10 protein-coding genes and 1 pseudogene are annotated in these 13,564 nt (G+C 66.1%); 6 read left to right on the top strand and 5 right to left on the bottom strand.

Annotated elements, in window-relative coordinates; translation table 11 throughout:
• Window positions 1–107: 107 nt before the first annotated feature.
• Together FNH13_RS11835 and FNH13_RS11830 are read left to right on the top strand one after the other, a co-directional pair.
• Window positions 108–1,184: a chymotrypsin family serine protease gene (locus FNH13_RS11835; RefSeq protein WP_143783607.1), complete on the top strand. Its 1,077-nt coding sequence runs from the start codon at window positions 108–110 to the stop codon at window positions 1,182–1,184.
• A 151-nt stretch (window positions 1,185–1,335) separates the two neighbouring features.
• The gene (locus tag FNH13_RS11830; RefSeq protein ID WP_143783606.1) at window positions 1,336–1,758 is read left to right on the top strand and encodes a hypothetical protein; all 423 of its coding nucleotides are present in this window, start codon (window positions 1,336–1,338) and stop codon (window positions 1,756–1,758) included.
• A 66-nt stretch (window positions 1,759–1,824) separates the two neighbouring features.
• Here the strand turns inward: FNH13_RS11830 and FNH13_RS11825 are convergent, their stop codons facing one another.
• Together FNH13_RS11825 and FNH13_RS11820 are read right to left on the bottom strand one after the other, a co-directional pair.
• Entirely contained in the window at window positions 1,825–2,745 is a 921-nt protein-coding gene (locus FNH13_RS11825) for a hypothetical protein (RefSeq protein ID WP_143783605.1), read from the bottom strand.
• A complete protein-coding gene (locus FNH13_RS11820; RefSeq protein ID WP_143783604.1) occupies window positions 2,738–3,238 on the bottom strand; it encodes a SigE family RNA polymerase sigma factor in 501 nt (166 codons plus the stop codon). The genes FNH13_RS11825 and FNH13_RS11820 overlap by 8 nt, the downstream gene beginning before the upstream one ends.
• 446 nt (window positions 3,239–3,684) lie before the next feature.
• Here FNH13_RS11820 and aspS point away from each other — a divergent pair, with 446 nt between their 5' ends.
• The 4 genes from aspS (at window position 3,685) to FNH13_RS11800 (ending at window position 9,784) form a co-directional block, all read left to right on the top strand.
• Window positions 3,685–5,511 carry an aspartate--tRNA ligase gene (gene aspS, locus FNH13_RS11815; protein WP_143783603.1) on the top strand — a complete coding sequence of 609 codons (1,827 nt, stop codon included), beginning with the start codon at window positions 3,685–3,687 and terminating at the stop codon, window positions 5,509–5,511.
• Between the two features lie 28 nt (window positions 5,512–5,539).
• A complete protein-coding gene (locus FNH13_RS11810; protein WP_143783602.1) occupies window positions 5,540–7,015 on the top strand; it encodes a phytoene desaturase family protein in 1,476 nt (491 codons plus the stop codon).
• 805 nt (window positions 7,016–7,820) lie between these two features.
• Window positions 7,821–9,308: a chymotrypsin family serine protease gene (locus FNH13_RS11805; RefSeq protein ID WP_143783601.1), complete on the top strand. Its 1,488-nt coding sequence runs from the start codon at window positions 7,821–7,823 to the stop codon at window positions 9,306–9,308.
• Between the two features lie 110 nt (window positions 9,309–9,418).
• The gene (locus FNH13_RS11800; protein ID WP_143783600.1) at window positions 9,419–9,784 is read left to right on the top strand and encodes a hypothetical protein; all 366 of its coding nucleotides are present in this window, start codon (window positions 9,419–9,421) and stop codon (window positions 9,782–9,784) included.
• 379 nt (window positions 9,785–10,163) lie between these two features.
• Here FNH13_RS11800 and FNH13_RS11795 read toward each other — a convergent pair.
• The 3 genes and pseudogenes from FNH13_RS11795 to FNH13_RS11785 form a co-directional block, all read right to left on the bottom strand.
• A pseudogene (locus FNH13_RS11795) lies at window positions 10,164–11,530 on the bottom strand (IS1380 family transposase).
• 201 nt (window positions 11,531–11,731) lie between these two features.
• On the bottom strand, window positions 11,732–12,625 hold the full coding sequence (locus FNH13_RS11790; protein ID WP_143783599.1) for a hypothetical protein: 894 nt from the start codon (window positions 12,623–12,625) through the stop codon (window positions 11,732–11,734).
• Window positions 12,622–13,083, bottom strand: coding sequence for a hypothetical protein (locus FNH13_RS11785; protein ID WP_143783598.1), 462 nt, complete (start codon window positions 13,081–13,083; stop codon window positions 12,622–12,624). Before FNH13_RS11785 ends, FNH13_RS11790 begins: the two co-directional genes overlap by 4 nt.
• Between the last annotated feature and the right edge of the window lie 481 nt (window positions 13,084–13,564).

Raw genomic sequence — 13,564 nt, 5'->3', positions numbered from 1 at the left:
CTGACGGCATGATCGCGACGCACGTGGACACGGCATCCTTGACGGACGTCGCACATTCGTCCACTGCGAGGGTTGGGCTAACGCGTGCTGCAGCGGATGGGCCCGTCATGGCGAACGATGGGCTATCCGACGCAGAACTGTCTGATATCACCAATTTGTCTCGCGTTCAGGATATTTCAGTCGACGAAGGCATAAGACGCTATGCTGGGTTCGACGCTTTCCGCACTCTTCGGGAAGACGTAGCGAGTCAGTTCCCCAATCTCTATGTCGCCGGGACGTGGGAAGAGGGAGAGGGAACGGTCAGTATCACGGGCGAAGAGATCCCTATAGAGTTGGAGCAACTGCTCGCGGACTCTCCTATCACTGTCACCTTGTCGCGGGGTCACGAGTTAACGCTGGTTGAATTAGAGTCGCTTGTTGCGTCTCTCAATGAGGGCTTTAAGGAGTTCGATTCGGGAGTGCAATATGAGATAGACGCACCAAGCCCGGCGGTCGATGTCTTGTTCACTGGAGGAGTGCCGACCGGGCTTGGGACAATAAGTGAGGTCGTTCCTGAAGCGGTGGAAGTAAACCTCATACCGTTTGGCGTGGGTCCTGTGACTCTAAAAGACACAAAATTACGCGGAGGCGCTTTGTTGAATGGAAGTGGTTGCCTCACGTCCTACACGCTCCGAAGTGCCACTGGTAACACTATTCGAATGGGAACTGCGGCGCATTGTGTGACCTTGGGTGGCACTGCACACTACGCACTGCACAGTGGTGATGGTTCGACGTCGGTGAATCTCAACGTCCTTTCTTCTGGTGGCACGACGACAGACATTGCCCTGTTGTCGCATGCTGGTTGGACACCACTCTCTACCTTCTACGCTACATGGAATGACAAGAGGACTGCGACCGCCCGCGCGGGAATCCCAGAGGTTGGAGATCCTGTCTGTCATTTCCGTAGAGTTGGGACGGATCGATGTAGCACAGTAAAAAGGATGCGACTTGCCAATGGCTACTACACCGCAATCATGTGGGATAATGTCAGTGGGGGCGGGGATAGTGGCGGACCCTGGTATTATAGCCATACTGCCGTAGGTGTTCACACAGGTACGATCTTAGAAGATGGCGTGAACCGCTCCTTTTTCACGCCGGTTCATAATTACGTGCAGAGATTTGGGTACTATGTCCGCATCGGGTGATCGAGGTGCGTCTGGCGCGTGGTTGCTTGGGATCGTCTGTCCTCTGTCCTTGTGGGTGAGCGCCGTGTCAGGTTGTTCAGATGAATCATCACCGCCCTCACCCACGGGTGATGCCGCTTCGCACAGTGGCTCTGTCGTTAGCGAGACAGGTTTGCGCACGGATGATATCGATGACGTCACGGACGAGATCCCAGTCGACTTCTTTGACGCCCCACTGATGGAGATTCAGGGCACCACTGGGCTCGTCCTCATCGTTCGGGAGCAGGAACCGCTTGCATGGCCGGAAGCTCTGGTCTCGGGGACGCTCGAACCGACAGACGACACGCGATGCCTGAGTCTGGTGACCGACGAGGCCGAACGTGCTGGTGTGGTGTGGCCCGTGGGCACCGTCGTGGAGGGGACAACGGTGGTGTTGGCGGATGGCACGGTCCTGGAGGCAGGAACCCACCTCACGGCTGTGGGTGGCCTTCTCCCAGATGGTGTGGAGGACAAGCTTGGTGAAGCGCCGACCTGCTCCGTGGAACTCTATATAACCGTGGCAGACATCGCCGTCGTGCCGGGCGGCCAGAAGTGACAAGCAGTCAAGAAGCCACCGCACCTCCGGCCGCCCAAGCGGTGCGGGGCAGGCAGTTCGCTTGGACTACTGGTCTACCACCAGGTCGGCCAAACGCTGCAGCTCGCTCGCGGCACCGGCATCCGTGACCTCGCCTGACCAGTCAGTCACCTGGATGGTCGAAACCGCCTCGGGGGTGCCCTGGTGCTGCACGACGTAGACGAACTCGACGATCGGGTCGTTGCCGTCCCCGAACTCCGTGGTGACCCGGTAGGCCCCCGACAGTTCCAGCGGCGTGACGTCCAGGCTGATGTTGTCGGCCTCGGCCGGTGCCTGGCAGGTGGCCAGGGCCGCGTCGAGGTCGTTGACATAGCTCGCGGCAGCGTCGGGGGAGTCGAGCACCCGCACCCGCTGGGTCCCAAAGGCCGAGCCGTCGGACCAGATGGTCATGATGCCGAAGGTTCCCTCGTCGGTGCTGCCCCACGTCACGTTGTCGGGGTCGCAGTCGAACAGCTGGGTCGACTCGAAGTCCCCGACCCCGGCGCTGGTGGTGGCGCCGCTGGTGAAGGTGTCGGAGGCCCACAGGGTCGGCGGGACGAACAGGCTCAGCTCCGGCCCGCCCGACTGGGCAAGCACGAGTTCGTCGGGGGTGACCAGCAGTGCTGTGTCAGAGCTCTCGGGATCCGTCGACGTGGAATCATCGGTCGTGTCCTGGGTGACCTCGTCCTGGTCCCGCTCCGTGGTCACGCTCGTCCCGTCCCCGGCGGGCGCGGTGCTGGGCGTGCTGTCCATCGCCTGGTAGCCGAACCACGACAGTCCGAGCACGGCCGCCGCCCCGGCTGCGACGCCCGCCACAGCGCGCTGACGCTGGCGTCCGGCCCGCCGCATGACGAAGCGCACGTCGGGCAGGCCCGCGGCGTCCACATCGTGGCGCAGCGCACCGAGTGAGGCGCGCAGGCGCTCGTCCTGCTCCGCGGTCCAGTCCTGGAAGTCCTGCTCCTCACGCATGGTCGTTCTCCTTGATCTCGAGGGCCTCGGCGAGCTGGCGCCGGCCCCGGTGAAGGTGGGACTTGACGGTGCCGACGGCGGCCCCGGTCTCCTGGGCGATCTGCTCGATCGACAGGTCGGCGATGTAGTAGAGCGCGACCGACTCACGGATCGGGTCGCTCAGCGTCTGGAGAGCCTCGAGGACGGCGACCCGGTCCACGCCCGGGCCGTCCACACTGGCTGCCGCACCGTGTCGGACATAGGCCCGGTCCTGCGCCCCCTTCTTGCGCCACGCAGAGATCGCGATGCGGCGGGCGACCGTGCGCACCCAGGCCAGCGGTTCGTCATACGTGCTGATCTGGGACCAGCGCTGCCAGGCGCGGGCGAAGGCCTCCTGGGCGCTGTCCTGGGCGATGGTCATGTCGCCGGTCGTGGCATAGACCAGGTGGACCACCCTGGGTGCCGTCGCGCGATAGAACTCCTCGAAGTCCTGCTCGCCGTGCTGTCGGCTCATCGGTCCCTCCTGCCTGTCATTGTCTCCCCTGCACTCCCTGGTCGGTGGATGTGGCAGCGTCCCCGGCTGGCCGGTTCGTCTGTTCACCTCTCCACACGCGCTGACCTGCCCAAAGGTTGCAGAGCAGGGTCAGTGGTGCGGCTCACCCCCGGTGTCGCGATTCTTGGTATGCCGCACGGCTCGCGGACCGTAGACTGGCACCCGTGCGCGGGGCGGAGTGACGCCCCGCCGACGTCGACCAGCAGGGCACTTCCCTGCCGATCGGCTTACCCGCGCACCGCGCGTCCGGCGGACCGACTCGGCGACTGCCGAGCCCGTCTCCGACGAGAGGCCGGGATCTCCTCGGCGAAGGTGTGGTGGCACCGCGATCTGGCCCCCGCCCACACCTCCAGGGCTGCCCTCCCGGAGGCAGCCGTCCTCCGGGAACTGACCCGAGAGGAGACCTCATGCTTCGCACCCACGAGGCCGGCACGCTGCGATCCGAGCACGTCGGCACCACCATCACCCTCACCGGCTGGGTGGCCCGACGCCGCGACCACGGCGGCGTGGCCTTCATCGACCTGCGCGACGCCAGCGGCATCGTCCAGGTCGTCGCCCGCGACGAGGTGCTGACCGGCACCGCCCACGACCTGCGCAGCGAGTACTGCGTCAAGGTCGTCGGGGACGTCACCGCCCGCGAGGGCAAGGACGTCAACCCCGACCTGCCCACCGGTGCCGTCGACGTGGTCGCCACCTCCATCGAGGTGCTGTCCGCCGCCGAGGCGCTGCCCTTCCAGATCGACGAGCGGGTGACCGTCGGCGAGGAGGCGCGTCTGCGCCACCGCTATCTCGACCTGCGCCGCCCGGGCGCCAACTCCGCAGGGCAGAACCTGCGCCTGCGCAGCAAGGTCAACGCTGCAGCCCGCACGGTGCTCAACGACCTGGACTTCGTCGAGATCGAGACCCCGACACTGACCCGGTCCACCCCCGAGGGCGCCCGTGACTTCCTGGTCCCGGCACGTCTGCAGCCCGGCAGTTGGTATGCCCTGCCCCAGTCCCCGCAGCTATTCAAGCAGCTGCTGATGGTGGCTGGCATGGAGCGTTACTACCAGATCGCCCGCTGCTACCGCGACGAGGACTTCCGCGCCGACCGGCAGCCGGAGTTCACCCAGCTCGACATCGAGATGAGCTTCGTCGAGCAGGACGACGTCATCGAGCTCGGCGAGGCGATCGCCAAGGCCGTCTGGGCCGTCAAGGGCATCGAGCTGACCACGCCGTTCCCGCGGATGACCTACGCCGAGGCGATGCGGCGCTACGGCAGCGACAAGCCTGACCTGCGCTTCGAGATCGAGCTGGTCGAATGCACCGACTTCTTCGCCGACACCCCCTTCCGGGTCTTCCAGTCGGAGTATGTCGGCGCGGTCGTCATGCCTGGTGGGGCCAGTCAGCCGCGGCGCCAGTTCGACGCCTGGCAGGAGTGGGCCAAGCAGCGCGGTGCCAAGGGTCTGGCCTATGTCACCGTGACCGAGGACGGCACCCTCGGCGGACCAGTGGCCAAGAACCTGTCCGACGCCGAGCGGGAGGGCCTGGCCGCCCACGTCGGTGCGAAGCCCGGTGACTGCGTGTTCTTCGCCGCCGGTGCGACCAAGGCGTCCCGCGCCCTGCTGGGCGCGGCACGTCTGGAGATCGCGCGGCGCGCTGAGCTGATCGACGAGTCCGCCTGGTCCTTCCTGTGGGTGGTCGACGCTCCGCTGTTCGAGCCGGCCAGCGACGCGGTCGCCTCCGGTGACGTGGCCGTTGGTGGTGGCGCCTGGACTGCGGTGCACCACGCCTTCACCTCGCCCCAGGAGCAGTTCGTGGACAGCCTGGAGTACGACCCGGGGTCCGTGCTGGCCTATGCCTATGACCTGGTCTGCAACGGCAACGAGATCGGCGGCGGGTCCATCCGTATCCACCGCCGCGACATCCAGGAGCGGGTCTTCGGCATCATGGGGCTGTCCGAGGAGGAGGCCCAGGAGAAGTTCGGCTTCCTGCTCGAGGCGTTCAAGTTCGGTGCCCCGCCGCACGGTGGGATCGCGTTCGGCTGGGACCGGATCGTGGCCCTGCTGGCTGGGACGGAGTCGATCCGCGACGTCATCGCCTTCCCGAAGTCCGGCGGCGGCTTCGACCCGCTGACCGAGGCGCCTGCGCCGATCACGGCCCAACAGCGCAAGGAGGCCGGCGTCGACGCCAAGCCCGAGCCGACGGCGCCCGCCCCGCAGGGTGCCGAGGAGGTCAACCCGCGCCAGAGCTAACCCAAAAAGTGGGCGGTAGGCTGCGCGGGTGAGTGATGTCGTGGTGGTCGGATCGGGGCCCAACGGTCTGGCCGCCGCCGTCACTCTGGCTCGGGCAGGTCTTTCGGTCACCGTCCTGGAGGGGCAGTCGACGGTCGGCGGGGGAGTGCGCACGCTGCCTCTGGTCAGCGACCGGGTCGCCGAGGCCGAGGGATTGCTGCGCGATGTGTGCGCGGCCGTGCCTGCCGCGGCGCCGACGTCGCCGTTCTTCGCGGAGTTTGACCTGGCAGCTCGCGGGGTGGAGCTCATCGTCCCGGAGATCTCCTACGCCCAACCGCTGGATGACGGTCGGGCCGGCCTTGCCTACCGCGACCTGGCGCGGACGGCTGAGCGTCTGGGCGTGGACGGGCAGCGGTGGCGCCGGCTGCTGGGGCCGCTGGCGGCCCACCCGCACGAGGTCGCGGCGATCGCCCTGTCGGACAAGCGATCCGTGCCGGCGGGCAACCCGCTGCAACTGGCTAGGGCCGGGGCTGCCTTTGGCGCGAGCACCGCGCTGATGGGCGGGTCGTGGGGCGACGGCTACTGGCGCACCGAGGAGGCGCGCAGCCTGATCGCCGGGGTGTCCGCGCACACCATCTCGGCACTGCCCTCGCTCGCCGCCGCGGGCACCGCCAGCTATCTCGGAGCCCTCGCGCACGGACCCTCGGGCTGGCCGCTCGTCCGGGGCGGCATCGGTGCCATCACTCGGGCGCTGGTGGCCGACCTGGAAGCACACGGCGGGCAGGTCATCACCGACCACCCGGTGCGCACCCCGAGCGACCTCCCGCCTGCCCGGGTCCACCTGCTCAACACCCACGCCCGCGTGGCTGCGGACCTGCTGGCCGAGCCCTACCGCTCCCGGCTCAGCGCGCTGCCCCTGGGGGGCGGGGTCTGCAAGCTCGACTACGTGCTCAGCGGCCCCGTGCCCTGGGCCGACCCGGAGGTCCGCCGGGCGGGCACCGTGCACGTCGGCGGCACGGTCGCGCAGATGCGCGCGGCTGAGAATGAGGTGGTGGCGGGACGTCACGCAGACAGACCGATGGTGCTGGTGAGCGATCCGGCGCAGTTCGACGACTCCCGTCTCGGGGCCAGCGGTTTGCGCCCGGTGTGGGCCTACGCCCACGTCCCGAACGGCTCGACCCGGGACGTGCGGCCGGCTGTTGACGCCCAGCTCGAGCGCTTCGCCCCAGGTTTCCGGGATCTGGTTGTCGACTGCGTGGTCACTCCCGCATCCGCGATGTCGGAGCACAATGCCGCCTATCCCGGTGGGGACATCGCCGGAGGACTGATCTCGATGTGGCGGATGGTCGCCCGTCCCGGACCGGCCATCGATCCGTATGCCGTGGCGCCGGGTGTGTATCTGTGCTCCCAGTCCGCCCCGCCTGGCCCGGGTGTGCATGGGATGGCCGGGCTGCACGCTGCCCGTCGGGTGCTGCGCCAGGAGTTCGGAATCAGGACGTTGCCCTCGCTGGCACCGCGGACCTGAGGCGGCGGCGCTCACCCAGCCAGGCGGCATACCGCTGCCGGCCGAACCTGAGGAGTGCTCCTTCTGATCTGAGGAGCGATGCAATTCGCGAGCAACCACATTTCCCCCGTCGGGGGCATCCTCACCTGTCACACGCAGCTCGGCACCACCCCCGGACGCTACCGTCCCCCTACTCGCCTTCCTGGAGTCCCTGTGATTATGCCGACCTGGCCAGTACCGACCTCCTGTTCGGCAAGGCCCACGGAGCGAGGTCTGCATAACTTGTAGGTAGGCGTTATCGAAATCGACGCCGCTGATCGGGAACGGGATAACCTTGGTGCCTGCTGACAGCGTGCTCAGGATGTGGGTGTGAGCGTTGTTACGCACCGCGGTGGTGAATGTCGACGACAGTGAACACCCATCGCTGTGCTCGTGCACCTGGTGCGACGTCATCTCCGGGCCGGTGTGCATGCAGGTTAGGTTCACGGTGCGCGCGAACTCGCCTTTCAGCGTCGGTCCGCGGTGCGCGAAGGTGTCGCCCTCAAAGAGCCCTGGTAATGCCCGCCCGAGGAAGCTCCAGACCCGTTGCAGGATCTTCCTCCGCAGCCTTCACATACGCCCTGGCGTACCTGGTTGTGACCTCGGCACGAGACCTCATCGACAGGCCACCGTCCAAGTCCCAGGACTCACCTCACCAGCCTCCGGTTCGCGGCCATTCCTACGTGAGGCACAAGGCGGCACGAGGCCTTCTTCGCCGGCGCTTTAGGAGAGTCTCGTCACGCCATTGACGTGATCAGTGGCTTGGGTTAAACTTTTGAATTGCTCAGTGGATCGGAGGCCAAGCAGTGCGATCAATGAGAACGTCGACGTCGGTTCCTCGCTCGTGATTACCTCGGTACTCCTGGCCGCAACGGAGATGAGTTACGCGCAGTTCGCCTCACTTGCCGATGAGAGTTTCCGATATGACATGGCTGTGAGCAAGGAAGCTCCACCCCGTCTACGGGCGACCGAGCCAGTGGTGTCGGCGGAAGTCTGGCTAGTTGGGGCTGTGACTGGTGAAGAACGCCAGAATCTACCCGATTGGGTTCCAAAGGGTCATGTTTCGGCGACCGAACTCAAGCACTTCAATGAAGAGCTAGCGTCAAGGGCACCAGCACACCAGGGGGAGGTGACGTACGATCCAGACATCACATTCGGAGGGTTAACCGCTGCCGAATTGGATGATCTAGTCTTTCTTGCGTACGATCTAAAGTTGACGGTTGAAGAAGCTGCCAACCGAGGAACATACGCAGGCAGCATCGCAAGGTTAGCTGCGGAGTGGGAGTTTAGGCCTGGTTATACTGGATGGGGATTCCAAGGGGAAACACCGTATCTTACATGGAAGAGTCCCATTCCTGACGACGTGTTGACTGATCTCGAGTATCTGCCGTATCCCGAGGTGCGCATCCATGAGTCAAACTTTGGCCTCACGCAACTTGAAGCGGCGTCTAATAAGCTACTCGCGGACCTTACTGGGGTCGTGCCACGTGGTACCACCATATTCACTGATATGGACCCGTCATCTGGCACTATAGCCGTAACGACAAGTAGCCCGTTCGTGAACGGGAAGGTGGCGCGTACCCATACGTCCCCTTCATTCGAAGTCACGTATAGCGTCAGTTCCGACATTAAATACGACGGTGCCGGGGTGGCACACGAGAGGCAGAAAAGTCTCGGATCCGATCCCAGTGCTTCAGTGGCCCTGCGCGGTGGTGCCAACTTCTCTGGTTGCACATCGGGGTTTATCCTCATCAGCACGACGACCAGTATGAAGCGAGTCGGGACCGCAGGGCACTGTGCGACTCACGGCACGTCACGCATCTACCGAAATCATCCAGCAGACGGAACGCAGGCAGCGACGCTGCCGTCGCCCATAACGTACTGGTGGGATGGGTGGGATTGGGGACACTTTGCTAGCGGGGGCAACGGTACACTGCAGACTTTCTACTACGACTACGAGGATAAGAGGTATGTCGAGGGGGTTGGGTCGCCAGGGTACGGGCAGCTCCTAAGTGTCTTTGGGTACACCACCAAGGCGAGGAAATCTGCCATCGTGTCTGTCTTCTCGCGTTCGTGCGCCCGCGATGGTGGACGGACACATGCCCTGACTGTGATGGACCGTCGAAAAACAACCGGCGGCGACAGTGGAGGCCCCTGGTTCTCGGGCAATGATGCGTACGGGGTTCATTCGGGAGTCTGCTTGGACACGAATACCAACAGTTTCACAAGGGTATCCATCTTTCCGGTACAGGGGTGGAAGGTGTGGATCCGGTGATGCGGGCTAGTCAACCTGCTCGCGATGAAAGCAGCGGTCAAGTGTGGGTCCTTGTCTGGGTTGGGTTGATGGTTCTGGCTGGTTGTTCTACGGAGTCATCCGATGACACGATGAGTGACATGACATCATTGCCAACACACTCCGGATCCAAGGCCGAAGGCGACGCCGAAATCGAACTCGTGATTGCGACTGCCAAGCAGGCACCTTCTGGGTTGGAAGGGGGGATCAGAGCTTCGGTGGAAGATGTCGACGGCTGCCTCGGAGTCGAGTCTAACGGTCAGCGCGGAGTGTTGTACCTACCGTTTGGGACGGAGTCCATAGCTGGTGGAGCGCGACTTTCTGATGGCACTGAGTTCGTTCTCGAAGCGACCGACGTGTTTGTCGGAGGCATGTGGGTCGGCGCCACAGATCCGGAGTTTCCGGATCTGGAACAGCCGTGCATCGGAGAGGCCGTGGTGTACGTGTTCACCCCTTGAGATTGCCGTGCCTCTCGTCGGCCAGGTCCGTGTGATGAGAGCCTCCATCAGACCCGGGGCGACAGTTCGGGTCATCGAAATCGGCGGAGATGTTGTGGGAGACTCGCACTATCGGGTGCTCTTGTATCTGGATGATCGGAACTGTTGCAAGTCCCATCATCCCAGGTCACAGGGGTATTCGTGTCTCACAACCCGCTAAACGCCCCCACTACTCCGGCGGATCCAGGCTCAGCCTGGATCCGCCGAGCGGTTTCGTGAGAGGCGTTGGGAGTCGCTGAGAGTGCTTGTAGAAGGGGGTCGGGGCTCGGGGCAGGGGGAATTCGCCGGTCAGCCCGGCTCTTCCACTTGGGGTCGTTCCTCGCAGGGTCAGGGAGCAGGGTCAGGCGGGTGCGTAGGCGGCGTCGAAGAGGCCTTCCCAGGCGTCCTGCCAGGGCCAGCTGGTGGGTAGGTGCAGGTGGAGTCGTCGGGCACGGTTGGCGATGCGGGCGGGGATGTTGATCAGCTGGTTCCGGATGGTGGCGGGTCGGGCGCGGGTGTGGACGACGGAGGCCAGGACGCCGGCGGCGCGGGTCAGGTTGAACGCGATCGCGGCCAGCACGGTCCACGCGCCGTTCGCCGAGAAGGACCCTGAGGGGGCGTGGGCGAGCGGACCGGACTTCAGGTCGGCGATGACCTGCTCGACGATGGCGTGTTCGCGGTGGCAGGCCTCGGCGGCCAGCATCGACAGGGCTGAGTCGGTGAACACGGCGTGGTGGCGCCAGGTGGTGAACAGTTCGTCCTGCCCGGTCTTGACCGCCGTGGGATTGAGGCGCTTGACGCGGCGCACGATGAGCCGGGCGGTAACGTGGTCGGCCTTCTTGCGGGAGGTGAACGCGGTGTAGGTGGTCTGCGCGATCTGGGCGTCGGAGACCCACCGTTGCTCCTGCTCGTCCCAGGTCGCCTCGGGGTACCTGATGCCTACCCAGGCTTCCTCGGGGATGCGGGAGATCGCCGCGGTCACGGCCGGGTCCATGCGGGCGGTCAGGGAGAACCGGGCCCCGGCCCGGCGGGTCGCGGCGACGACGTCGTGGTTGTAATACGCCGAGTCCGCCCGCACGGTCAGCGTGCCGCTCGCGCCGGCCCGTCGGGCGGTGGCCACGGCGTCACTGATGAGCCGGGGTGCGCCGTGGTGCGAGCGGCGTTGCCCTTGCGCAGCCGGGTGGCCGCGAGCACCGGTGCGGCGGTCGGGGTGGACAGGGTCGCGACCTGCACGTTCAGGCCCTTGACGCCGGTGTAGCCATACCCGGTGCCATGTTTGGCGTACCCGTGGGTGGCGCGGATCGTGTCGTCGACATCGAGGTAGGTGACCTGGGCGGCGCCACCCAGCAGGCCCGGGACGAGCCCGGCCAGGTTCACCAGCACCCGTGAGGCCTCGGCGTCGAGCTGGCGGACGTGCCCGAAGGTGTAGGCACGCAGGTGGGTGCCCAGCGTGGTCGGCGCGCGGTGCCCGGCGAAGACCCGGCCCATCCCGCCGTGGCGGACCAGGTCCATGGCCTCGATGCTGTCCGCGCCGGCGACCATGCCCGCGACCAAGGAGCCGATCTTCAGGTCGGCGTTGGCGCCGGCCGAGCCGGCCACGCTGACGTGCTCGGCGACCAGATCCGGCAGGCCGGCCTTCTCGGCCAGCGCCATCACCGGGACAAGACCCGCGGCACCGATCAGGTTCGGGTCATCGAAAACGGCCGAGATGTTGTGGCAGACTCGCACTATCGGGTGCTCCTGTTATCTGGTCGATCGGAACTGTCGCAAGTCCCATCGTCCCAGGTCACGGGAGCATTCGTGTGTTACGACCCGGCCAGATCACCAATCACCTCGGCGGATCGAGGCTCAGTCGCCCGACCGGCCCGGGGGTGCATGGGATGGCCGGGCTGCCCGCTGCCCGGCGGGTGCTGCGGAGGGAGTTCGGAATCAGGAAGCGGCCCTCGCTGGCACCGCGGACCTGAGGCGGCGGCGCTCGGCCAGCCAGGCGGCATACCGCTCCCAGGGCAGGAAGGCCGACCAGCAGGCGACGGTGGGCAGGAAGTGGATGCCGAGCAGGACGAGGGTGCTGGCGTGGAAGCCGAGGAAGAACAGCACCACGAGCCAGCGCCAGCGCTCGCGGACGAAGAAGACGAGGGGCGCGAGCAGCTCCATGGCCAGGGCGCCCCACTGGAAGATCCGCAGCAGGGTGGCCTGCTCGATGAGCAGCTCGTTGACTGGGCTGGGGCGGCGCAGGAAGGCCCAGACGAGCGTGCCGGAGTTGCCCCAGCGGGCCAGGTCCCAGTCGTTGAGGACGGCCTTGGCCAGCACCGAGCCGGTGTAGGTGGCCACGGTGAAGATCTGCACGACGCGCAGGGCCCACCCGGCGGCCTCGGTCGGGGTGCGGTCGCGGTAGCGGCAGATGCCGGCGGTGGGCAGCAGGAGGGTCGCCAGGACGATGGCCATGTGGTCGTGAGCGACATAGCCGAAGCTCATGCCATAGAGGCACCAGGTGGTGTAGCAGGCGCCGAGGAGCAGGCCCCCGGTGACCTGGACGCTGGCCGGTGGGCGATCGCGGGCGCCGAGGATGAGCAGGACCAGGCCGGTGGCGATGCCGACCAGCAGGCTCAGGGCGATGACGGTGGTGGGGGCGGGCAGGCCGAGGGCCGCAGCGACCGGGATCGGGTCGTAGAACTCCGGGGTGCTGCCACGGTCCCGCGGTGAGCGGAGCAGGAAGAGGGCGTCAATCAGGGCGACGGTGCCGATGATGACGCGCACCCAGGCCACCCTGGCACGGGGGACCGGCGCCACCAGCCACCCGATGACGGCTCGGAGCGCGTTCACTGCTCCCACCTCAGGACAGTCCGGTCGGCCGCGGGGCCGGAGCGGGCGCCGCCGCTGAGGGTGTGCACGTGCTGGCGGACCTCCAGGGCGACGATGTCGACGCCGGGATGTCCTGCCTCGTAGGTCTGCGCCACCACCTCGAGGCGCCCGGGGTCCTGCAGCATGTCCGGGAGGGCGATCTCCAGCTCGACGCGGGTGATGCCGGTGACCTCGGCGCGCAGCGTGAGTTCCTCGACGTGCCCGTCAGCGGTCTCCCCGAGCAGATAGGTGTCGATGACCTCGCCGTCCGGGCTGCGGGCCACGCCGTACTGGCCGAGCATGCCGAGCGGGAACCAGTTGTCGTGCCGGCCGAGCTGGCTGGTGACCAGGATGCCCAGCGCAGCCACGATCACCAGGGTGCGCAGGAGGCGGCCGACGGGGGAGAGCCGGATGGGCTCGGCCTGCAGATCCCCGGACACCACGTGATCATAATCTCGTCGCTGTCGGCGCGGGGGTACCTATCGCTGCGGGGCGTGTTGAGTGGACTAATCTGCGGTCAAAATCTGTATGAACGAGGATTCTACGGAGTGAGTGTCTCTAGCGTGGTTCTAGACGACGGATCTGCGATGTCGCGTCTTGACATGGGTGCCCTCCATCGTTTCTACTGGAGGTGCCGGTCAACCGACCGGCTCCTCTGTGAGTGATGTGGGAGTGTCATGCGCCGTCACGCAGTCCGCACGGTTCCGGTTCGTCCCCAGGGACGCCGCGACATGTGCCGCGTGATGCCCCGCTCACTGATGTGCCACTCGCTGATGTGCCGCTGCCGCTGAGCGCAGCACCTCACGTCGGCCCCAGGCCACCCACCGCCGGTCCTCACCGGCACCTCGCCGCCGGAGCTCTCCGGCCGCACCCCTCACCTCTGACTGACCCGCCCGACACCGTCGCCGGGCGGATGCTCCG

It is taken from the genome of Ornithinimicrobium ciconiae (assembly GCF_007197575.1).
Classification (GTDB): Bacteria; Actinomycetota; Actinomycetes; order Actinomycetales; family Dermatophilaceae; genus Ornithinicoccus; species Ornithinicoccus ciconiae.
Note: the sequence above shows the minus strand (reverse complement) of the source record. Positions and strands in the feature narration are given on the sequence as shown.